This window comes from Sphingobacterium puteale (assembly GCF_050986225.1).
GTDB classification, from domain to species: domain Bacteria; phylum Bacteroidota; class Bacteroidia; order Sphingobacteriales; family Sphingobacteriaceae; genus Sphingobacterium; species Sphingobacterium puteale.
On sequence record NZ_CP158959.1, the window covers coordinates 917,727 to 939,454 of the forward strand.

12 protein-coding genes are annotated in these 21,728 nt (G+C 41.3%); 5 read left to right on the top strand and 7 right to left on the bottom strand.

Annotated elements, in window-relative coordinates; genetic code table 11:
- Window positions 1-102 precede the first annotated feature (102 nt).
- The 5 genes from ABTV71_RS03810 to ABTV71_RS03830 all read left to right on the top strand — a co-directional run bounded on the left by ABTV71_RS03810 (window position 103) and on the right by ABTV71_RS03830 (window position 10,235).
- A complete protein-coding gene (locus ABTV71_RS03810) occupies window positions 103-3,756 on the top strand; it encodes a SusC/RagA family TonB-linked outer membrane protein (RefSeq protein WP_433902293.1) in 3,654 nt (1,217 codons plus the stop codon).
- 14 nt (window positions 3,757-3,770) lie between these two features.
- Window positions 3,771-5,423, top strand: coding sequence for a SusD/RagB family nutrient-binding outer membrane lipoprotein (locus ABTV71_RS03815; RefSeq protein ID WP_433902294.1), 1,653 nt, complete (start codon window positions 3,771-3,773; stop codon window positions 5,421-5,423).
- A 31-nt stretch (window positions 5,424-5,454) separates the two neighbouring features.
- A complete protein-coding gene (locus ABTV71_RS03820; RefSeq protein WP_433902295.1) occupies window positions 5,455-6,648 on the top strand; it encodes a metallophosphoesterase in 1,194 nt (397 codons plus the stop codon).
- Window positions 6,649-6,694: 46 nt separating this feature from the next.
- Window positions 6,695-7,546 carry a glycerophosphodiester phosphodiesterase family protein gene (locus ABTV71_RS03825; RefSeq protein WP_433902296.1) on the top strand — a complete coding sequence of 284 codons (852 nt, stop codon included), beginning with the start codon at window positions 6,695-6,697 and terminating at the stop codon, window positions 7,544-7,546.
- Between the two features lie 325 nt (window positions 7,547-7,871).
- A complete protein-coding gene (locus ABTV71_RS03830; protein ID WP_433902297.1) occupies window positions 7,872-10,235 on the top strand; it encodes a glycoside hydrolase family 3 N-terminal domain-containing protein in 2,364 nt (787 codons plus the stop codon).
- Here ABTV71_RS03830 and ABTV71_RS03835 read toward each other — a convergent pair whose 3' ends face one another.
- The 7 genes from ABTV71_RS03835 to ABTV71_RS03865 all read right to left on the bottom strand — a co-directional run bounded on the left by ABTV71_RS03835 (window position 10,236) and on the right by ABTV71_RS03865 (window position 21,726).
- Window positions 10,236-10,646 (bottom strand): hypothetical protein, encoded by a 411-nt coding sequence (locus ABTV71_RS03835; protein ID WP_121125535.1) that lies wholly within the window; start codon window positions 10,644-10,646, stop codon window positions 10,236-10,238.
- 56 nt (window positions 10,647-10,702) lie between these two features.
- Window positions 10,703-11,737 carry a sialidase family protein gene (locus ABTV71_RS03840; RefSeq protein WP_433902298.1) on the bottom strand — a complete coding sequence of 345 codons (1,035 nt, stop codon included), beginning with the start codon at window positions 11,735-11,737 and terminating at the stop codon, window positions 10,703-10,705.
- 206 nt (window positions 11,738-11,943) lie between these two features.
- A complete protein-coding gene (locus ABTV71_RS03845; RefSeq protein WP_433902299.1) occupies window positions 11,944-13,380 on the bottom strand; it encodes an alpha-L-fucosidase in 1,437 nt (478 codons plus the stop codon).
- A gap of 71 nt (window positions 13,381-13,451) precedes the next feature.
- On the bottom strand, window positions 13,452-15,038 hold the full coding sequence (locus ABTV71_RS03850; protein ID WP_433902300.1) for a SusD/RagB family nutrient-binding outer membrane lipoprotein: 1,587 nt from the start codon (window positions 15,036-15,038) through the stop codon (window positions 13,452-13,454).
- An 11-nt stretch (window positions 15,039-15,049) separates the two neighbouring features.
- A complete protein-coding gene (locus ABTV71_RS03855; RefSeq protein ID WP_433902301.1) occupies window positions 15,050-18,298 on the bottom strand; it encodes a SusC/RagA family TonB-linked outer membrane protein in 3,249 nt (1,082 codons plus the stop codon).
- Between the two features lie 23 nt (window positions 18,299-18,321).
- Entirely contained in the window at window positions 18,322-19,392 is a 1,071-nt protein-coding gene (locus ABTV71_RS03860; RefSeq protein ID WP_433902302.1) for an ROK family protein, read from the bottom strand.
- 444 nt (window positions 19,393-19,836) lie between these two features.
- A complete protein-coding gene (locus ABTV71_RS03865; protein WP_433902303.1) occupies window positions 19,837-21,726 on the bottom strand; it encodes a SusD/RagB family nutrient-binding outer membrane lipoprotein in 1,890 nt (629 codons plus the stop codon).
- Window positions 21,727-21,728 lie beyond the last annotated feature (2 nt).

Consider the following 21,728-nt stretch of genomic DNA (forward strand, 5'->3'; position numbering starts at 1 on the left):
ACGACGGAAAATCTAACAAAGGAAAAGTGCTCATCTGGCAAACCGCTAAATCGACCAGTGAGCACCTTAATAAGTCATGTTAAAAAACATTCGTACAAATATATGTATAAAATAACAAAGCTCACCAGCCTGGCAGCAAAGCTCGCGCTCTGTTCAGTGCTTTCTATTTCGGGAACAAATAGTCGTGCCGGGTCAATGGATAGCGTACATCTGATACCGAGCGATCTGATCAATATTCATCTTCGTAATGGTAATGCGGCTGAGGCTGTGCTCCAGCTGTCACAGGAAACAGGTCAGGCAATTGGTTATGATCGGAATATTCTCCAGCTGGAGCGTATAGCAATAACTGAAAAGGTATTCCGCAATGTGCGTGTCGATGAGGTATTGAACTATATTTTGAGAGGTACCGATATTCAATCAAGGAAAGTCGCGGGCGGGATTGTCCTTGTTCGAAATGCGAGCAAGCAAACCTCTTATCCGCTGAAGTTGCAGATTTTAGATGAGGCCAACAAACCTGTAGCTGGTGCGTCGGTGCATGTGCTCCAGGCGGAACAGAAGAGCTTGTCCAATGCAAAAGGGGAGGTAACCATCAAGTTGCCCGCAGGTGAATATCATGTGGTGATTACACATGTTGGCTATGAGAAAAAGGAGCTTCATAATGTAAAACTGGACGATAACAATACTGCTGTACGTCAGGTGTTCTTAAAAGGAAATGATAGTGTGCTTGATGAAGTTGTGGTAACGGCACTAGGGATCAAACGTCAGGATCGTTCCCTGGGTTATGCCGTCGGAAAGATTAAAGGCGAGGATCTCAACCGTGTCAACAATGATAATTTTTTGGTTGGAATGGCGGGGAAAGTTCCGGGAGTCACGATCAGTTCAACGGGGCCGGCAGGCTCGACAGTCAATATGGTGATTCGGGGAGCTTCTTCGTTGAGTACAGACAATCAGCCGCTTTTTGTCGTCGATGGGGTGCCGTTAATGAATAGTCTGAATAATATCGGTCAAATAGGGGATGACAATAAAGTCGATTATGGTAATGCCATTGCCAATATCAATCCCGAAGATATCGAGAATATCTCGATCTTGAAGGGACCCAGTGCGGCAGCTCTTTATGGTTCCAGAGCAGGCAATGGTGTCGTACTAATTACAACTAAGACAGGTAAGAATGCAGAAAAAATGACTATTGCTGTCAATAGCAATACGGTATTTGATATTCCCTATAAGTTTATCGACTTGCATAACAAGTTTGCTAGCGGTACCATGCCCTGGAAACCCGGAGACCAGCCCGGAGATTTGATCATCGAGGAGGAGTCAAGTGCGATGGTCGGCCCGGCCTTAGACAAAGGATACAAAGCTGTTCAATGGAATAGCCCGCTTGATGAGCAGGGTAAGCCGATCCCAACGGAATTGAAATCGTATCCGGACAATATTAAGAATTTCGTACAAACGGGTATTACAAGCTCCAATGGTATTTCCCTGAGTAACCGTAGTGAACGATTGGATTACCGTTTTTCGTATTCTAATATGGCAAATAAAGGGATTATTCCCAATGCAGACCTTTTTCGAAATACGTTAAATATCAATTCAACAATGCGAATTCGAAATAGTCTGACTTTAGGTCTTTCACTGGATGCCAGCCGAAATAATTCAAATAATAGACCTGCAGGAAATCGGGGTACAAATCCCATTCAGGCAGCGTATGAGGTCGCTCCTCATATTAATATTCTCGATCTAGAAGAATATTGGCTCCCCGGACAGGAACAGATACAACAGCGTTCCCAATCCATTGGTAACCATAATAATCCATATTTTCTGGCCTATGGCGTCAATAATGCCTTCACACGGGACCGTGTATTTGGAAATCTACGACTGGATTGGAAGATTAAAAAAGACTGGACCGCGATGCTGCGCTATGCCACAGATGTTTACTGGGAAAATAGGGAAACGAAAATCCCTTATAGTTACACCAATGAACCCAGAGGTGCTTACGGTATCGTGAATCTGATGAATATGGAACAGAATATTGATTTTCTAACCACTTACACGCAGAAAATAGGCAATTTCAATGTAGCTGGCTCATTGGGTGGCAACCTCCGTTATAATCACGGTAAGTCTGTACAAAACATATCAAAAAATGGTGCCGGTCTGATCACACCTGGCTTATATACTTTGGCAAACATCAGTCCGCTGAATCTGGACTTCTACAGCTCTATCTCGGAAAGAGCAATAAACAGTGTGTATGGATTGGTGAATCTCAGTTATCGTGATATGGTTTATCTGGATCTGACAGGGCGTAACGATTGGTCAAGTACGCTTCCGGTAGACAACCGATCCTATTTTTATCCTTCGGCATCATTAAGTCTACTGGCCAATCAGGTATTGAAGCTACCTAAAGCTATTCATTTAATGAAGCTTAGAGCTGGAGTTGCACGTGTCGGAAATGACACCTATCCTTATAACTTATCCAATGTGTTGAGTAATCCGGGTAGCTGGGGTGATGTACTGCGCCTGACACGCTCCGGAGCGCTCTTGATTCCTGACCTGAAACCCGAGATCGCCACGTCTTATGAGTTAGGGATGGATCTGGGGCTGTGGAACAATCGCTTAAAGTTTGAGGGGACTTATTACAAGTTAGAGAATAAAAACCAGATCATCTCTACGACGCTCCCAAGTTCAAGTGGTTTCAATTCAAAAAATATTAATGCCGGCTTATTGAGTAGCCGCGGTATTGAGCTGGCCCTCTCGGGGCGGCCTATCGCCAAAGAAAATTGGTCCTGGGATCTCGGGCTCAACTGGCATCGCAACCGTACGCGTATTGATGAATTATCGGATGGGGTCGAATTTTATACCTTTTGGACCGACGGCAGAGGCGGAGCACGTACCTACGTAGGGGAAGAAATCGGTGATTTATACGATTCGAAGCTGGTCACAGTTGAAGATCAGTCATCACCTTATTACGGATTTCCAGTCCTGAACAAAAATGGTTCCTGGCAGGCTGTCCGGATCAATAATAGCCGGAATAAGATCGGAAACTTTAATCCGGATTTTACCATGGGGCTGCAGTCCAGCTTAAGGTATAAAAAGTGGACAATGAATATCGCGGCGGATATGCGTTTTGGTGGAAAATTCATGTCACAAACTTATCGGTATTTTGAATCCAACCTGACCACACAGCGTTTTCTTGATCAGCTGATCAACCCCAAAGGAATGACAGGAGAGACACTTCGAAATTACCTGATAGATAATAATCTGGTGCGAGTGGAAGGGAACCGCTATCCGATTGTGGGGGGGCCGGGGGAAGAGTATGGCGGTTATCCTGTGAATGTGGGCGGTGTCACCGGAAATTTCGGTGTATTTAACCCCGGGGTGATTGCCCAATACGATGATAAGGGAAATATCACAGGGTATACTGAAAATTTAGGCGCCGAGGGGACCAAATATATTGCTTACTCAGATAATTATCCCTGGGACTTTATGAATGCCGCAACATTCGATGCTTCATTTGTCAAACTTCGTGAACTTTCTTTTAGCTACGATCTGTCGGGAAAATGGTTGAAACGGCTCGGCATTGCGAATGGAAGCCTAGGGGTTTATACACGCAATCTGATCATATGGACCAAAGCAAAAGTAGGAATAGATCCCGAAATGGCTTTCCAACCCGAAACAGGCATCGGATTTAAGCAAGGAATTGAGCGTTATAACGTGACGCCTTGGTCAATGCCGATAGGATTTAAAGTAAATGTGACATTTTAACACCGCTAATAACGATGAAAAAACAGTTGAAGACATTAACAACAATGATCATTGCCTTTGGGATGGTTTTGAATATTTCTGCTTGTAAAGACTTGACAGAACTCAACATCAATCCGAACGGAGTGAGTGAAGAGGATGCAAATCCCAATCTGCTATTGCCAACGATATTGACGGGAGCAGCACAAAAATACAATGAATTAAGTTTCTCCGATCTTGGTGGAGTGATGCAACATACGCAGTTTGATGCTTGGTTCAACTCGCACAATGACTATGAATGGACAGGGGGGATTTTGAGCTGGGACAGTTACTATGGTTTTCTGCGTGATAATGAACTGATGCGTAAACGGGCGGAGAAATTGGGGCTGGATTTTCATCAGGGTGTTGCCCTGGTGATGCGTGCCTATCTGTTTGGCCTGATCACCGATTTATGGGGCGATGCGCCTTATACGGATGCCCTGAAAGCAGAACTTGGAGACACAAAATATAATTTTCCAAAATACGATAGCCAGGAGGTGATCTACAAAGGTATTATTGAGGAACTAAAACAGGCAAATGAATTGCTGTCGCGACCGGATGCATCCTATGAGGTATTGGCGGGTGCTGATGTGTATTTTGGTGGTAAAGCCTCCAAATGGCGCCGTTTTGCCAATTCCCTAGCCTTGAGGTATTATATGCGTATTTCGGAGAAGGCGAATGCTTTTGCTAGGCAGGGGGTTGAAAACATGCTGGCCAATCCCGATAAATTTCCACTGATCACCAATTCGGCAGACGAGGTACTGATGGATTTTGCTGGCAATAATGCCGCCGATTCGTGGCCGTCAAATACGGTGTATGATGCCAGTGGAAGCAATTTCAGAAGAATGAAAATGTGTGCTACATTTGTCGATCGACTTCAGGAATTGAATGATCCACGACTGGCTGTGTGGGCAAAAAAGGTCGAGATACCAATAGAAGTGAGCAGCACGGTACCCCATGGTACTGATAAAATTGTTAACGGCATTCGCATCCTGTCACCCGATGTAGTCAAGGGGATACCTATTGATACAGACAAGGATTATGTGGGCTTACCACCAAGTGGATCGAAAAATCCTTCTGCCTATAATTTGAATCCAACGCCAGGACAGACTTCCATCAATCCGCATGTTTCTTACCTTAACGATATTTATCGCTCGGCCAAGGGAACTTTGCTCAAAGCGAGGTTGTTGACTGCGGCCGAAGTGGAGTTTATCTTGGCTGAAGCGGCCTGGAAGGGCTGGGCTGTACCTGAGACTGCGCGTGCATATTATGAACGTGGTATTCAAGCCTCGCTGACAAGCTGGGGAAAAGCGTCAAATTACGCAGATTATATTCGCCAAAAAGGTGTGACTTTTGAAAATACACAAGTACAGATTATGGAGCAAAAATGGATCGCTAGCTGGTCCACTGCTGCACAGGCTTGGTTTGATTATCGGAGAACGGGGTATCCAAAATTAAATGCTGGACCAGCAGCGATCCGTACACAGCTCCCGGTACGTGTACCTTACATGCAGACAGAAATGAGTGTGAATCAAAAGAATGCCGAAGAAGCGTTAAGCCGTATTGAAAAAACAGCGTATTCGCAGGCCGATAATGAAAATAGTGCCTGGTCCAAACCTTGGTTATTGCAAGGAACGGGCAAACCTTGGTAAAAATTACAGGATATATAGATTAAAATAACAAATGAAAATAAAACCTCTTTTTTTAGCAATAGCGTTATGTTGTTCCATGACGCATGGTCAGGCACAGTCCAGTGTGACAGATAAACAGCCGGATCGGATTATGTTGACCTGGTCTGACGATCCGAGCAGCACACAGTCAGTCTCCTGGCGCGCGACAGGTAATGGCGATAAAATAATAGGACAGATTGCCGAAGAGCAAAGCAATCCCGATTTTGAAACAAAAGCGCATACAGTAGAAGGTACCCGATCGTATCTGGAAAGGGGCGAGCAGAAGGATATTTACAACCATGTTAGCTTTCGGAATTTAAAACCCGGAACAACCTATACCTATCGTGTCGGTGACGGTATACACTGGAGCCCATGGAATCAATTTAGAACGGCGGCACAATCGGGTGATTTTTCCTTTATCTACCTGGGGGATGCACAGAATGATTTGCGTTCGCGCTGGTCAAGGACGATTCGTCGTGCTTTTCAGCAGGAATCAAACGCTCGTTTTATTGTTCATGCCGGTGATCTGATCAATCGCTCCAATACGGATGAGGAATGGGCTGAATGGTATGAAGGGACAGGGTTTATTCATCAAATGATACCTGCTATCCCCACGCCAGGGAATCATGAATACCGACGGGATTCGACAGGGCGTCTGGTTCTGGATCCGCATTGGAAAGTCCAGTTTAACCTGCCAAAAAATGGACCTGAGGGATTACAGGATGCAGTTTACTATTTGGACTATCAGGACCTGCGCATTGTTTCTCTGAACTCCCAATTAATTATGCTGGATTCGGTAGCGGCTTCTACACAAGAAAAATGGCTGGAGCGTGTACTTTCCTCTTCCACAAAAAAATGGAATATCGTCGTGATGCATCATCCGGTATATTCTACAGCCAAAAGTCGTGATAATACGATATTAAGAGAACGATTTAAACCCATCTTGGAAAAATATGGTGTTGATTTGGTTTTGCAGGGCCATGATCATACCTATGCCCGGGGCAGTCTTGGCCGAAAGCGTCCTGTATACCTATTGTCGGTGGCCGGACCGAAGATGTATGAGTCCGATTCTGAACGATGGATGGATGTTGCAACGGAGCAAACACAGCTGTACCAAGTAATAAAACTCACGGCAAATAAGCTCTATTTTGCAAGTTATAAGCTGAATGGACAATTGTTTGATTCATTTGAACTGTCAAAAAAGTGATTTCGCCTTATGGCTGAATAAAAAATTGCTTAAAAAATACCTGTATATGATGAAAAAGACGCTGTTTTCTACTCTCTTGTTGAGTATAATAATTAGTTTTACGACGAGTCTATGTGCCCAATCAATTGATTTAATAAAAAGGCTGGACCAAAAAAGTCTGCATATCGTAGCACATCGGGGGGCACACCTGGAACAGCCAGAAAACTCGATCGCTGCTATTGAAGAAGCCATTCGGCAAGGCGTTTCAGTAGTTGAGGTCGATGTGAGAGCGACCAAAGACGGTGTACTGGTGCTCATGCACGATAAAACCTTAAACCGCACCACAACTGGAGATGGGGAGGTCTCCAAACATACCTTCAACGAGATTCGACAGCTACGCTTACGTACCAAGGCTAACGGTGAAGCGTCGGAATATGCTGTACCCACGTTAGAAGAAGCTTTACGCATAGCGAAAGGAAAAATTATTGTAGATCTAGACTTTAAGGAAGATCGAAAAGAGTTTATTGAGAAAACCTATGATCTTGTTGAAAAAGAAGGGATGGAAGATGAGGTGTTGTTTTTTCTTTATGATTATAAGGATATGCCTAGGATTTACAAACTCAATCCAAAGGTGACGCTCTTTCCACGGGCACGCAGCATGAATGATTTGAATGCCATTCTGAAGATGAAGATAACCTCAATCATTCACCTTGATGAGTCGTTTACGGATACCAAAAGGCTTGATTCAATGCGGCAGCAAGGTATTTATTTTTGGATGAATAGTCTTGGTGAATATGACGATAAGGCAGGACAAGAGGGCGAAGACATTTATCGGTCTTTTTTGGAAAAATATCCTTTTGTACGGCTGATTCAGACAGATTATCCCAACCTTTGGCAAGAAGTCCTTAAAAGATTTTAATATGTTTTTATTACGTAGTATATTTCCTATAACATTCACTAGAAAGACGGCTTGCCGTCTTTCTCACTTTTTTATCAATACATTTGATATTTATTGCTAATTTTCAGTATCAGGGATCACAGATCACATTTTTTCGATCAGCTATGTAAACGAGAACATTCGTTGCCAAATTGATTATCGAGAGGACTAAGGAAACAAAAATATTAACTTGTTTATTTCTGCTAAATCGTTAATTTAGTGTTTTGAAACCGGTTGCATAAATCGTGTGATACATAAATTTAGGTTTCCGTATAAGAATAGAAAATAGAAAAATAATAATCTACTTATGAAAGTCCGCATATTACTTTTTACTGCATTGACAACATTGCTCTCGCCAAAAATTCAAGCCCAGCAATTTCCATATAAAAATAGCACATTGCCCACCGAAAGAAGGGTCAGTGATCTGTTGGGGCGAATGACTGTTGAAGAGAAAGTTGGACAGCTGAGTAAATTGCTTGGATGGGATATGTATGAGAAACAGGGAAAGCAAGTTGGGGTTAGCGATAAGTTGCGGAAAGCGGTCAAGGAGCAGCATATCGGCTTGTTGTGGGCCACGTTGCGCGCTGATCCCTGGACACAAAAAACCTTAGTCAATGGCCTTACTCCCACAGAAGCCGCACGCGCGACCAATGCCATCCAGCGATATATGTTGGATAGCACCCGCTTGGGTATTCCATTGTTACTATCTGAAGAAGCTCCGCATGGACACATGGCCATTGGTGCTACGGTATTCCCGACGGCAATAGGACAGGCGAGTACCTGGAATCCGGATTTAATTCAGCGTATGGCGTCGACAATAGCACAGGAAACCTACGCCGTAGGTGGAAAAAATGGCTATGGTCCTGTATTGGACTTGGCCCGGGACCCCCGCTGGTCCCGCACGGAGGAAACCTATGGCGAAGACCCTTACCTCATCGGACAGATGGGAAGTGCCATGATCCGTGGTTTTCAGGGTGAGAAGCTTGGGCAACAGGATAAAATTATTGGTACGTTGAAACACTTTGTCGCTTACGCGGCACCCGATGGCGGACATAATGGTGAGTCTGTATCTTTTGGTGAACGAAGCCTGAGACAGTATTTTCTACCGCCATTCGAGCGTGCAGTTAAATCCGGTGCGGGGTCGGTTATGACGGCTTATAATAGTATTGACGGTATTCCTTGCTCCGCAAACCCCTGGCTGTTAAAAGATATTTTACGTAAAGATTGGGGGTTCAAGGGATTTGTGGTGTCAGATCTATTAAGTATTTCTGGTCTCAACGGTGGGCATGCGACAGCGGCGACTGCAGCAGAAGCCGCTTCACAAAGTATACATGCCGGATTGGATGTGGACTTGAGCGGATCGGGATATGGCCCGAATCTGTTACAAGCGGTGCAACAAGGGCTGGTCGAGCCGGCAGTATTGGATACAGCAGTGGCGCGGGTGCTACGCATGAAGTTTAAACTTGGTCTATTTGACCGTCCTTATGTGGAGGAGAAGCTTGTTGCTCAGAAAGTTGCCACAGCACAGAATAGATCTGTTGCAAGACAGGTTGCACGCGAATCCATCATCTTGTTAAAGAACGAACAAAATATCCTGCCATTAAGTAAATCGTTGAAACGGATTGCGGTGATCGGACCAAATGCTGACAATGGCTATAATCAATTGGGTGATTATACTGCGCCACAGGCCGAAGGCAAGGTTCAGACTGTATTGACCGGTATTCGCTCGGCTCTGGGAAAAGGAACGCAAGTTGATTATGTCAAAGGTTGCGCCATCCGTGATACAGCAAATTCTAATATTTCAGCTGCGGTAGCAGCTGCTGAGCAAGCAGATGTGGTAATTTTGGTTCTCGGAGGTTCGAGTGCACGGGATTTTAAAACTTCCTATCAGGCTACGGGAGCAGCGAATGTAGATCCCAATACTGTCAGTGATATGGAAAGTGGTGAAGGATTTGATCGCGTTTCGTTGGATATGATGGGCGATCAATTAAAACTGATGAAAGTGATCCGGGCAACAGGAAAACCTCTAGTCCTGGTTACGATCATGGGAAGACCTTTAAATCTTAATTGGGCTTCGGAACATGTTCCTGCGATCGTCAATGCTTGGTATCCTGGACAGGAAGGTGGATTGGCTATTGCAGATGTGTTATTTGGTAATTATAATCCCGCTGGAAGGCTACCGATTTCTGTGCCGCGCGCTGTAGGCCAACTGCCGGTACATTATAACCATACAAAACCCAAACACCACGATTATGTTGAAATGTCAGCTAAACCTTTGTATGCTTTTGGGTATGGATTAAGTTACAGTAAATTTGAATATAGCAACTTACAGGTAGGATTGACCGAAGGCGCAGCTGATTTTGTATGTACGGTTTCCTTTGATGTCGAAAACAAAGGTCCTGTGACGGGCGATGAAGTGGCCCAGTTATATGTTGTTGATGAAGTCAGTTCGGTGGTTACGCCCATTATGCAATTGAAACAGTTTGCGCGTAAAAATATTGGGGCAGGGAAGAAGGAAAGTTATTCTTTTCAATTGACCAAAGAGGATCTTAAACTTTGGAATGCGAACCAGGAGTGGAAGACTGAAAAGGGAAAGTTTAAGCTATTGGTAGGCACTTCATCGGATGATATTCGACTTAAGGGAGAAATGGAATTAACGAAGGATTATTAATTAATCCTTCGTTAATTTATAGATATAGCTATTGTTTTGATAAGGAGCTTTTGACAAATTAAGATCTTTTCCATCGAAAGAATACGTGTAGTCATAGTTCAATATCAATGCCCAGTCGAAATCTGCAGTCCAAATATTTTTGTCTTTAAAAATAATTTGGTCTCCAACAATTTTGTACGTTCCTGAACCACCGGCAGGAAATCGGTTTTTGTTTGCTGTACAAAAGAAACTGTCTGCTTTAAATCGGACGGTTACGTCTCCAGTGAAGGTTTGGTCCTGATTTTTATAGTTGACTATAAATTTCCCCGAATAACTTCCTTCGAGATACCGGTTTTGATTAGAAGTTTCCTTTGAGCAACCTGCGCATACGAAGCATGCTAAGCATGTTAATAATTTTGATATTGATCTCATAACTCGGTTTTTAGAATATTACGAAGTTACTGCCATTTTTGCTACAACTATCCTACTTATTTGAGCACAACATGCTTAATACTCTTTCTATTCCATGTATACGTGATATGTATTAAACCACTGGTATCTTGAATAATTGTGGGGTAAGAATACTCGTCCCCCTTGACTCCGTCTTCAAGTATAAGAGCATCTTTCCATTGAAGACCGTCTTTGGAAATTGCTACATGAAGCTTTGTACGTCCTTCCCACCAATCCTTCCCAGCTATAGCGGGGTTGTAAACGATCATAAACAAGCCATTTTTTAATCGAATGGCATCAGTTGCCGAATTAGGATTGAGCAAGTTTGTTGCCTGCCAGGATCCCCAAGTAACACCCTTATCCGTCGAAAAAGCTGCCATAACCTTGTTTTCTTTACTTCGGCAGAGCACCTGAATGCGTCCATCCGAATGTTGGACAATGCTTGGCTGGATGACTTGAATGCTCGTATCGGGGCGTATGTTGCTGATGGACCAGGTTTTACCCTGATCCCGACTGATTTCTATATGCGCCTTCCATATTTCTTCTTTAGACTCTGTGCTGGAAGGAGATAGTATGTCACCGTTGGACAATGTAAATGGTTTATTTTTGATCGGACCCAAAATACCATCGGGTAATGCCTGTGATGCAGACCAGTGGTAACCTTTATCGAGGGAGTATTTGACATAGCCTTTCCATTCGCGTGGATTAGGACCAATTTTATAGAATAAATATAGGGTGTCGTTCTTTGGGTGTTGATAGAGTACAGGGTTCCAGGTCGGATAACGCTTTTCTGCAAGAATCCCATCTGCGATTTGGACTGGTGTTTGCCATTTTCCATTTGTATAATGAGAACTCCATATCACCACATCAGGATTGGATTCTTGCGTGCCACCAAACCAGCAAGCCAAGAGGCTGTCTTTGCCGAAGGATTGTATGGTCGAAGCATGGCATTGTTTGAAAGCAGCCTGGCCTTCTTGAAAGATCTGCCCAGAAGAAACTATCTGTGGCTTGTAGGTTTTACATGAATAAAATGCTAAGAATAGGAGGGCTAAAAATGGGGTTATATTTTTCATTCGGTTACTATTTGCTGCCAAGTTCACAAGTGGCGTTTTTTATAGATAGTATATTTAGTTATTCGGATAATGATTAAGGGTAGAAATCGGGGGATTTGTATTTACTGGTTTTCAGCAGTGAAATGAAAGCCTCTGAAACCACCTGAAGTCGATCATCGTTATCGGATAACAAAAAAACAGCTGGATGTAATCCAGCTGCTTTTTTGTTACTTGCTTTGCAATTGAATCGCGGTAGCATAATTGAATCTTGTGCCCGGACTTCTCAGGGTGATCTGATTGTCACGTTGCGACCAGTCCAAGCGACCTTTATGGCCCAATATTGCTATTTTTTTCACTTTAAAATTGTCTGGCACCTGAAAGACATATTCATTCGGTTGCTGATAAGTGTCACCTTCCGAAAGGTGAAATACATTGACGATTTTACTGTCCTTACTTCTGGTGTAATAGTAATCACCTTGATGGTAAGGGGCGATGGTACGCGTGGCATAAACGGCATTTTGGTTGATCTTCATCCAGGCGGCCAATTCGTTTAAACGGTCATATGCAGCCTGATCGTAATCACCTTTGGGGCCGGGAGCGATGTTAAGCAGATAGTTTCCGCCACGAGAGATGATCTTGACGAGAGTCTCAACGATCTTTTTTGTTGGTTTGTAGTTATCATTGGGAACGTAGCTAAAAGAATCGCCCATGGTAATGCAGCTTTCCCAGGGGATATCCAGTGGATGTTCGGGTACGGCCTGCTCCGGCGTGACATAATTTTCCCAGTTTCCGGGAACGGTGCGGTCGACAACAATAATTCCCGGTTGATTTTTTCGGGCCATGCCACCAATGCGGTCCATGTCAATATCTTGTTCAACTTTAATGGTTTTTTGCCAGTCGACGGACTGATCGATCGTTTTGAATGGACGTACCCAACCACCGTCTAACCATAAGATATCGACCTTTCCATATTCGGAAGTGAGCTCGTTGATCTGGTTGTAGGTATAGTTTTTGAATTTTTCCCAACGCTCAGGATGTTTTTTAGGATCGTAGTTTACATTGCGATCTTTTGGTGGGAAATAATTCCACCAGTAAAAATCCGTATGCCAATCCGGTTTAGAGAAATAGGCGCCAATTTTAAATCCGTCATTGCGAAAGGTATTGAATATTTCTTTGGTGACGTTAGCTTTTGGGTTTGAAGAGAAAGGGGTTTTGCTGGAAGTAATTTTGTAATCCGATTCCTTGGTATCGAACATGGCGAATCCATCGTGATGCTTGGTCGTAAAGACGACATATTTCATGCCGGCTGCTTTTGCGGCGTCGGCCCATTTTTGTGGGTTGAAATCCGTAGGATTGAATGTTGTCTGTAGATTTTCGTAGTTCTTTACGTATTCGTTATAGGTTGCGCCGTGCTCTGGTTTACGCTGTGTCCATCCTTCATCTTCGGGACATAAGCTCCAGCTTTCCACGATACCCCATTGGCTATATGTGCCCCAGTGCATGAAAAGACCAAATTTCATATCCTGCCATTGTTCGAGGTTTTCGATCACCTGTGGGTCGGTAGGTTTTTGGTAGCCACCCGACACATTGTGTGCTTGACCAAAGGCTAAAGTTGTGCTTGTCGCTAGCAGTGCGGTTGATATAAGGGTTGTCAGTTTTTGCATGTATAAATATAATGAAAATGATAAAAAGAAAGCCACTTGAAGGTGGCTTTCTGTAGGAGATGTAGTGTCGATTAATTGACGTCCCAGAAAATTTTGGTGTCACGTGTGTCTTTAGATTTCACAGCTTGATAGTTTTCACTATTGTTAGTAATCTCGGACGAAGGATACGTTAATCGTACAGGAGGTCGTTGAAACCCATTCAATGTAGAAGCTGGAAATGCTGGCAACGTTGGATAGCCTGTTCTTCTATACTCCGACCAAGCTTGTTCGCCCTGTAACCAACCAAAATGTAACCATTTTTGTGTTCCTATTAGCTTTAATTTTGTGTTTTTATCACCACTGAAAGCAATATTTGATTCAGTAACAAATTTATCGATTACATCATTACTTGGTTTAGTTACCTTAGCTAGGTTTGATGAGTTTGCATTCAGATAATAATAGAAAGCGACAGACTGTTTAACTGCCGTTTCGTAAGCTGTTTTTGCAGCGGCATCAGTACCCCATCTTTCTTGAGCTTCAGCTTTGATGAAATTTGTTTCAGCGGCAGTCATCAACACGCCAGGTAGTTTATTATTGATCCATGCAGTTGCAGAATCGACAACCGAATACTTCATGTACTGAGCATTAGCTTGAGCCGAAGTGAATGTAATTGGCATAGCTTGGTATTCCTTATTAGGAATAAATTTTCCGCCTACTGTTTCTCCAAACTTATCGAATAGTACTGCAGTACGAGGATCATTTGCAGTTTTCAAAACGGTATTAAGCATATAATCAGGAGCATAATGGCTGGGTAGTTCCCTCACTGCGTCTAATAAGCTCGATGTATAGTTTGTTAAAGGCTGTAACAGTATATCCTCTGTTCCAACACTATAATCGCCAGTATTTGTGCCGTCAAGTAATGGGTATTCAGTTGGATTGTTCAACATTTCCATGATGTCGGTTTTAGCTTTATTTTCTTCAATTGCCGAGATTCTCATTAACAAACGTAGACGTAGAGAATTAGCATACTTACGCCATTTCGTAAGATTTCCTGAATTTAGAATATCTGCTCTATTAAATTCATTTGTTGCGGAAGCATTTTTAAAAAAGCTGTTCGCTTCTTTTAAGCCAGTTAAGAAGGTGTTATATAGCTCTTTTTGATCATCAAATTTTGCCAATTTAATCTGATCTGTTGATGCAAGACTACCAGCTTCTGAAAAGGGTATGTCGCCAAAGTTATCGACTAGTTTCGAGGCTTGGTCGTAAAGGACAACTTTTGCCGCCGTCATAAATATTTCTTTTGAAGCTTTGTCTTGATCTGGAAGACCATTAAATGTTTTCTCCATTACTCTGTAGATTCCCATCATTCCGGGAGAGTAGAAATCTTTCCAATAATCATTTGTATAAGAGTCGCTTTGCTGATACATTGTGTTTTCATTTTCAAAATATGCTGTTTGGGTGTATCGAGCATGGTGCATAAATATAAATGTCCTATAATGCCAGTATTCGGATCTTAAACGTGGATTATTTAAAATCTGCGTGAAAAAAGCTGGAATATTAGGTGTTACTGTTTGTTCGGGGTCGACATAACGGTCTTCTAATTCAGTTTTACAAGATTGAAAGCTTCCCAGTGTCAAGAGAAAACTTCCATATATTAATATTTTATTAAATTTTTTCATTGCTTTAAGTATTAAAATTTAGCATTAAGAGAGAAACCAAAACTTCTAGTTGCTGCATTAGAACCGATATCTATACCTTGAGAATACCAATAGTTACCAACAGGTGCTTCTGGATCAATATCTTTGATCGAACGATAGAAGTAGAAGAGGTTTCTTCCTATTAGAGAGAAACGTAAACTATTCAATTTTAATTTTTGAGTAAATGATTCAGGCAAATTGTAACCGATAACAACCTCTCTTAGCTTGATGAAATTATTATCTAGCACAGCCGCTTTCTCATTCCAAGCATTGTTACCCCAGTAGAAATTATTAATATAATATTCAGCACCAGAAAGATGAACATCATTTTTAGCGCCTGTGTTTTGGTTAACTCCATCTAAAGTTATGCCTGATTCACGATATTCCAATGTGCTTTCTAGTCGACCAGCTCCGTAAGCATATTTGTGCGGCGTGGAGATCATTTGCCCTCCAAATCTGTAGTCAGCAGTAAAGTCTAAACTAAAGTTTTTGTAATTGAAGGTATTTGATAATCCTCCAATTGCTTTAGGCATAATATTACCCGCTTTAACATAAGTTGACTTGTCAATTACGTAATTACCTTCATCGCTGATTAAAAACTCTCCGTTTTCATTGGTAGCGCGAGGGAATACGTATATATTTCCAAGTGTCTCTCCCGGTCTGGCCTCCATCCGAATAGAACTTTGGTCTGCATCATAAAAAACTAATTTTGGTACACCTGAAATTAGAGCGTCAAGTTTGGATTTATTATTCGAGAAATTCAGTCTAGCATTCCATCTGAAATTTTCTTTTTGAATAGGTGTACCGCTTAATGAAACTTCCCAACCTCTATTTGAGATTTTTCCTACATTGAGTATTTGAGTTGTAGCTGCTGTCGTGTATGCTGTAGACAGCGGCATGATTTGATCATCTATAAAATTTGAATAATAACTAACATCTAACCCTAATCTATTTTTCAAGAATTTTAAATCCAAACCGATTTCTTTTTCAGTTTTCTTTTCGGGCTTCAAATTCAAGTTGCCATAGCTAGAATTTAGGTTTAAAGCAGGTACCGGACCATTTACAGTAATTAGTGACGATTGTTTGTATGCGATATTTGATGCGTAAATTGGTGCATCATTACCTACGACACCGTAAGATGCTCTTAACTTTCCATAGCTAAAGAAATCAGGCAATTTAAATGCATCAGAGAATACAAAACTCGTATTTACTGAGCCATAATGGTAAGGGTTATTTTGTGCAGGTAACGTTGAAGAATACTCCTTACGCCCCGTACCTTCCAAGAACAAATAATTTTTATAGGAGAGGTTTAACAAGCCAAAGTAAGCATATTTAATCAGTTCCTTTCTAACGTGTGTAGTAACAGCTTGACCGAAAGTGTTATTTAAACTAAACCAATTGGCTGAAACTAAACCACCTTCCGTTCTTGACATTTGATCATCATAGTTTTCCATACGGGATTGAAAACCTCCACTTAAACTAAAATCAAAGTCATCAGATAATTTATCAGCATAGGTTAACAATGCGTCTCCATAAATAATTTTATATATTCCTTTGGATACCTCGAATTTACCTGTACTATTGGTCGCATTATATTGAACAGCATATTCATTATGCTCTTTATTTTCGATGTTTAGCCCTGTGAAATCCGTTCCTAAGCGGCCCCTGAACTTTAGTTTGTCCAAAATACCCCAATTTAACGTCGCACTTCCAAGAAAGCGGTTTTCCTTCTCCTCGTAACTGTTCCGTTTTTGTTGCCAAAAATAATTTAGGAGATTTACAGCCCTATAATTAACTGGGAATGCTTCCGGCCTATTTGAACCAAAAGGATTGTAGCGGTAGCCATCGGAAGTTTGGTAGAGTTGATTTTTCATTTTTTCAACATCTTCTGCTCCACTAAAAAAACCAGCATAAGAACCCAGAACATCTCCCATTAAACCAGGTCTATTCTTTGTAATTGTACTGATATAAGATGCAACTACATCCAAGTCCAAGCGATCTGCAAGCTTGATCGAACTGTTCAAATTAAAGGTACTTTTATTCATCTTACTTCCTGGTACAATTGCCTTGTAATCCATATTGGAAGCGGATAACCTATAATTTATTTTTTCAGTTTGATTAGAGATGCTTAAATTAAAGTTGCTATTGTGCCCTGTATCAAAAATATCACCGTAATTTCCTTTGTTAGCCGAGTATTTTCGAAGTGAACCATCCCACCAACGCACGTCTTGTCCATCATATTTCGGCCCAAACTGGCCCCATGCGTTATAATTTAAAAGTCTATCGCCTGGGAAAAGCGGATTTGTCATCCAGCCTTCTTCCGTTGCGCCTGATTGTAAGTTCGTCGCAGCATCATAACCAGGTCCATACTCATACTGTAATCTAGGAAGGAAAGCGGCAGTTTCGATTGACCCAGTATAATTAAAGTCGATTCCAAGACCTTTCCCTTTTACTCCTTTTTTAGTCGTAATTACGATTACACCACTAGCGGCATCAGAACCGTATAACGCAGTTGCACTGGCTCCCTTTAAAATTGTCATGGATTCAATATCATTAGGGTTTAAATCTAACATACCATTTCCACGTATTCTGTTATCTGACCATATAGCTTGACCTCCGGGATCTGTTATACCGCCGGTGTTATTCAAACCTTTTGAACCCGCCTGTTGATCGTTTCTAATCATGACCCCGTCAACAACATATAAAGGTTGCCTATTGTTACTTAGGGAATTAATACCGCGGATTTGGATATTAACCGCACTGGAAGCTCCTCCGGGAGCTGAATTAATTTGTACGCCTGGCGCTTTTCCATAAAGGGCAGAACCAATGTTTGTTGTACCTGCTTGAGTTAGTTCTTTTGAACTTATTGTAGATGAAGCGTATCCAAGGGCTTTAGCTTCCCTTTTTATACCCATAGCAGTGACAACAACCTCTTCTAAAGCAGAAGCATCTTCAGTCAATTTGATGTTAATTGTTTTGGTTGATCCAACGACAATCTCTTGAGATTTATATCCAACAATGGATACGCGTAATGTTTCGCCCTGTGAGGCTTGAATTGTAAAAGATCCATTGGCCCCAGTTTGCGTGCCCCTGGTTGTTCCTTTTACAGAAACAGTCGCGCCGGAGACTGGTCCCTTAGCATCTGAAACTATCCCAGTAATGCTTTGCTGCGCATAGAGAGATGTGGCACTAAAAAGTGTACATAACGCCAATCCTGCAGTTTTTTTGTAAAATAGACTCATGTTTTAGGTGTTTGTGTAAAATATTAGTTAATTATCCTGTTCATAAATTTTTCGATAACTAAGGCTGTTGTACCAAGTTGCTGCGCACTTTGTAGTTTTGAAATTTCAATAGTTGTCTTTTTAGCAATCTTTGGAATACAATATTCATTAACAGCTACTTGAATATGAGGTGCAAGAATATCTCCGATTTCTGCCCCTTGTCCACTAATGATAATCTTATTGGGATTAAGTATATGGATTAATGTAGAAATTCCTTTCCCTAATAAGTAGCCGATTTTTCCAATGTTGTTTATTGCAACTTGGTCACCTATCCTTGCCGCTTCTACCATCGCTTCGACTTTGTTGTTATATTCTTTTGCTAGTTTATCATAAATTGAATATTCTCCATTTTTTATGTCTTTTTCAATATTTTGAATCGCGGCGCTTAATGAAGCCTCAACTTCCAGACAGCCCCGTTTTCCACAAGAGCATAGGGTCTGCGCATCTGAAATTGGAATGTGACTAAATTCGCCAGCAAATCCTGATGTACCTTTGAAAATATTGTCGTTAATGAGTATACCTAATCCAACACCCCAATTGAGATTAACAACAAGGGAATGAGAAGAATCCCGAGCTTCACCAAATTTTTTTTCCGCCCAAGCGACACAGCGTGAATCGTTATCAATTACAGCCGGTTTATTGAATTTGAGTTCGATCTGTTCTTTGATGTTATATAAAGGTGATTGGCTACTATAAGATTCATTTAAACCGGAATCAGCATTTACGAAACCGGGCATACTTATTCCAATTCCAATGACATATTGCAATTCAATGGAATTGCTGGAAATAAACTGATCTATTGTTTCCATAATCATGTATGCTGCATCTGGATTCCTGAGATCAATCTGCATATTGTCTAGGGAGAATAGTACACCTGCCTGAAGATTGGATAAGGCAATTGATGTGTAGAACTGATCAATTGATATGCTAATAATAGTGTATCGTAGATTTTCGTTAAGCATATATTGAATGGCTTTTCTTCCACCTGTTGAGGGTGCATAACCATTTTCAACGATAATGCTTTTTGAGAGGAGCTCATTGATCTGTTTTGTCACAGAAGGAATACTTTTGGACAGCGAACTGGCAATGTCTGCAATCGGTTGCATTGGCCGATAATACAAATTTCTTAAAATCTCGTCGACCATATCTAGTTAAACTTCATTAATGCGTAATTATTGGGTTCTAATATTCGTATCTGATATTTTTATATCATAGGTAGCTAACTGTAAACGCTCCTATTTAACCTGAGGAAATCTAGGGTATTTATTTTAGCTGTTGTTAGCATGTGGAATAAAGATATATATTGTTTATTTAAAGCTCCAAATTCTTTTTAAAAAATTTAAAAAGAATTTAATAGATTCTTTATTTTTAAGTGAAATACCCCTTTCTTTTGATTGATTATTAAATGTAATTGTAACAGATATAATCCATTTATTCGACATTAAATAAAAAAGCCGGCTTTAAGCCGGCTTTTTATAAATTATTGAGAAGGGCAAAACTTATTTCTGTTTTGCCCACCATAATGGTGTGTAGACAATATCGTTACCGCCAAGTAGAGCTACTGCCTTTGCATAATTTGTTTGATCTGCATTACTAAAGGAAGAAGGGTAACTTGTTCTTTGTGGGAAGAAGTTGATCTGGTTCTTTGTATAATTTGAACTTGTCAGTTGCGGCATTGTCGCAATATTTGTTTCCACGGCCGGGTTTTCAAAGAAAGGAAGTCCCAATCTGCGATGATCATTCCATGCTTCAAGACATAGATATGGAAACGAAGCGATATACTTTTGCGTGATAATTTTTGTCAGCTTATCATTCTTCACTGTTCCATTTTTATAAATGGTGTTTTCAGGATATTTGATTGTAGCTGTCCCTGTTGTATTGGTATAACCATCTTTGTATTTGACAGTAAAGCTAGCCGCCGGTTCAGTTGTATGATCATATTTTACAGATGTTCCAACACGGTTATAACTCTCTGATGCTAAATACTGATTTAGGTAAGACGATGTTCCCCAATAATCGAAGTTTTCAGCAACAGCTTTTTCGTAGGCAGCTTTGTCAGACATTGGTGTGGACCAGCCTCTCAATGCAGCTTCTGCTATCAAGAAATAACTTTCCCATGAAGCGAAGAATAGGCGTTTTTGCGTACTTGTTCTGAATTTGTTGATCATTCCCGGAATTCGCCCGTTCTGCCCTCTAAACACCATGTTGGAAGCTTTGGCGCCCCATGTACCAGCACTAAAAGCATTCCATGTATAGGAAGTATTAAACTTTAGAGTATTTCCATCTGGTTTTTTGATTTCTGCATCTTGAATGCTAGCTGCTGACCAATATTCTGGGTCTGAGGTATGTCCAGGAATGAAAAATGCCTTATAAGCACGTGGATCCATTTTATTTGGAATACCATCTAGATAGTAACCTTGACTTGGGTCATTAGACATTGTTGAAAAGTTGTCCAGATAGCGGATGCCAAAGTCGTCTTCATCTTTTATTTTGTTAACAATTGAAGATTCAGTAAACTGATCTGCTGTTTTGATACCCCCAAGTCCAATAAAGATATTATTTAATGTAGCGGAAAGCAGTTGTGTGTTCCATGAACGGCTCATTACACCAGTTAATGGATCCCAGCCATCTTTTTCCTGAACGCCAAAGTTCTGTGAGGCATTATCAATGTATTTGTTGGTTTTAACGGCGTCCTCGAATTCACTTTTAGCCTTATTGGCATCGACTTCAGATAATCGCATCGCCAACCGCATGCGCATCGAGTTTGCATAGCGAATCCAATTATCCCAGTTAAAACCGTAAGCTGCGTCATAATTTTTAATATCTTCTTTAGCAACCGCTGGATCAATTTTTGACTGAGCATCTTTCAGTTCTGCCAATAGGTAATAGTATACATCTTTTACTGAATCAAACTCGGGATTAACCCCTTGAAATCCTTTTGTAGGAACTGGACCAAAGTTATCTGATAACTCACTTAATAAATAAGCACGCCAAATTCTTGCAACTTGCATCATATTGGCATTAGAAACTGTTGCAGTTCCATTTTCGATTTTCTTTTGACCAATTTCAATGGCAGAGTTCGCGTTGTTTAACCAGCCGGAAATACGCGACCAATATATATTATTGAATTCATCGCTTTGCTGACCGATATTGAGAAAATTAAAATATTGTTGATGTGCAGCCGTTTTCCACGAATAAACAAACAGACGCTCAGCAATTTCAGGATCTTGCTGTGCTCCAATTATAGAATTGTTTAAAAAATATTCTGGTCTAACCTGTTCATCGTTAGCCGCAGTGGGATCTATGTTGATATCCTCTAGCTTTGTGCAGGAGGTTATTGCGCTTCCTAATAGTGTTACCAGCGCTATTTTTGATAGTGTATTTTTCATGA

What these genes read in the sequence shown, in the direction of transcription:
- ABTV71_RS03850 (WP_433902300.1), bottom strand. Translation starts at nt 15,038, where the DNA reads ATGAAAAAATTTAATAAAATATTAATATATGGAAGTTTTCTCTTGACA.
- ABTV71_RS03820 (WP_433902295.1), top strand. Translation starts at nt 5,455, where the DNA reads ATGAAAATAAAACCTCTTTTTTTAGCAATAGCGTTATGTTGTTCCATG.
- ABTV71_RS03855 (WP_433902301.1), bottom strand. Translation starts at nt 18,298, where the DNA reads ATGAGTCTATTTTACAAAAAAACTGCAGGATTGGCGTTATGTACACTT.
- ABTV71_RS03810 (WP_433902293.1), top strand. Translation starts at nt 103, where the DNA reads ATGTATAAAATAACAAAGCTCACCAGCCTGGCAGCAAAGCTCGCGCTC.
- ABTV71_RS03830 (WP_433902297.1), top strand. Translation starts at nt 7,872, where the DNA reads ATGAAAGTCCGCATATTACTTTTTACTGCATTGACAACATTGCTCTCG.
- ABTV71_RS03845 (WP_433902299.1), bottom strand. Translation starts at nt 13,380, where the DNA reads ATGCAAAAACTGACAACCCTTATATCAACCGCACTGCTAGCGACAAGC.
- ABTV71_RS03835 (WP_121125535.1), bottom strand. Translation starts at nt 10,646, where the DNA reads ATGAGATCAATATCAAAATTATTAACATGCTTAGCATGCTTCGTATGC.
- ABTV71_RS03825 (WP_433902296.1), top strand. Translation starts at nt 6,695, where the DNA reads ATGATGAAAAAGACGCTGTTTTCTACTCTCTTGTTGAGTATAATAATT.
- ABTV71_RS03815 (WP_433902294.1), top strand. Translation starts at nt 3,771, where the DNA reads ATGAAAAAACAGTTGAAGACATTAACAACAATGATCATTGCCTTTGGG.
- ABTV71_RS03840 (WP_433902298.1), bottom strand. Translation starts at nt 11,737, where the DNA reads ATGAAAAATATAACCCCATTTTTAGCCCTCCTATTCTTAGCATTTTAT.
- ABTV71_RS03865 (WP_433902303.1), bottom strand. Translation starts at nt 21,726, where the DNA reads ATGAAAAATACACTATCAAAAATAGCGCTGGTAACACTATTAGGAAGC.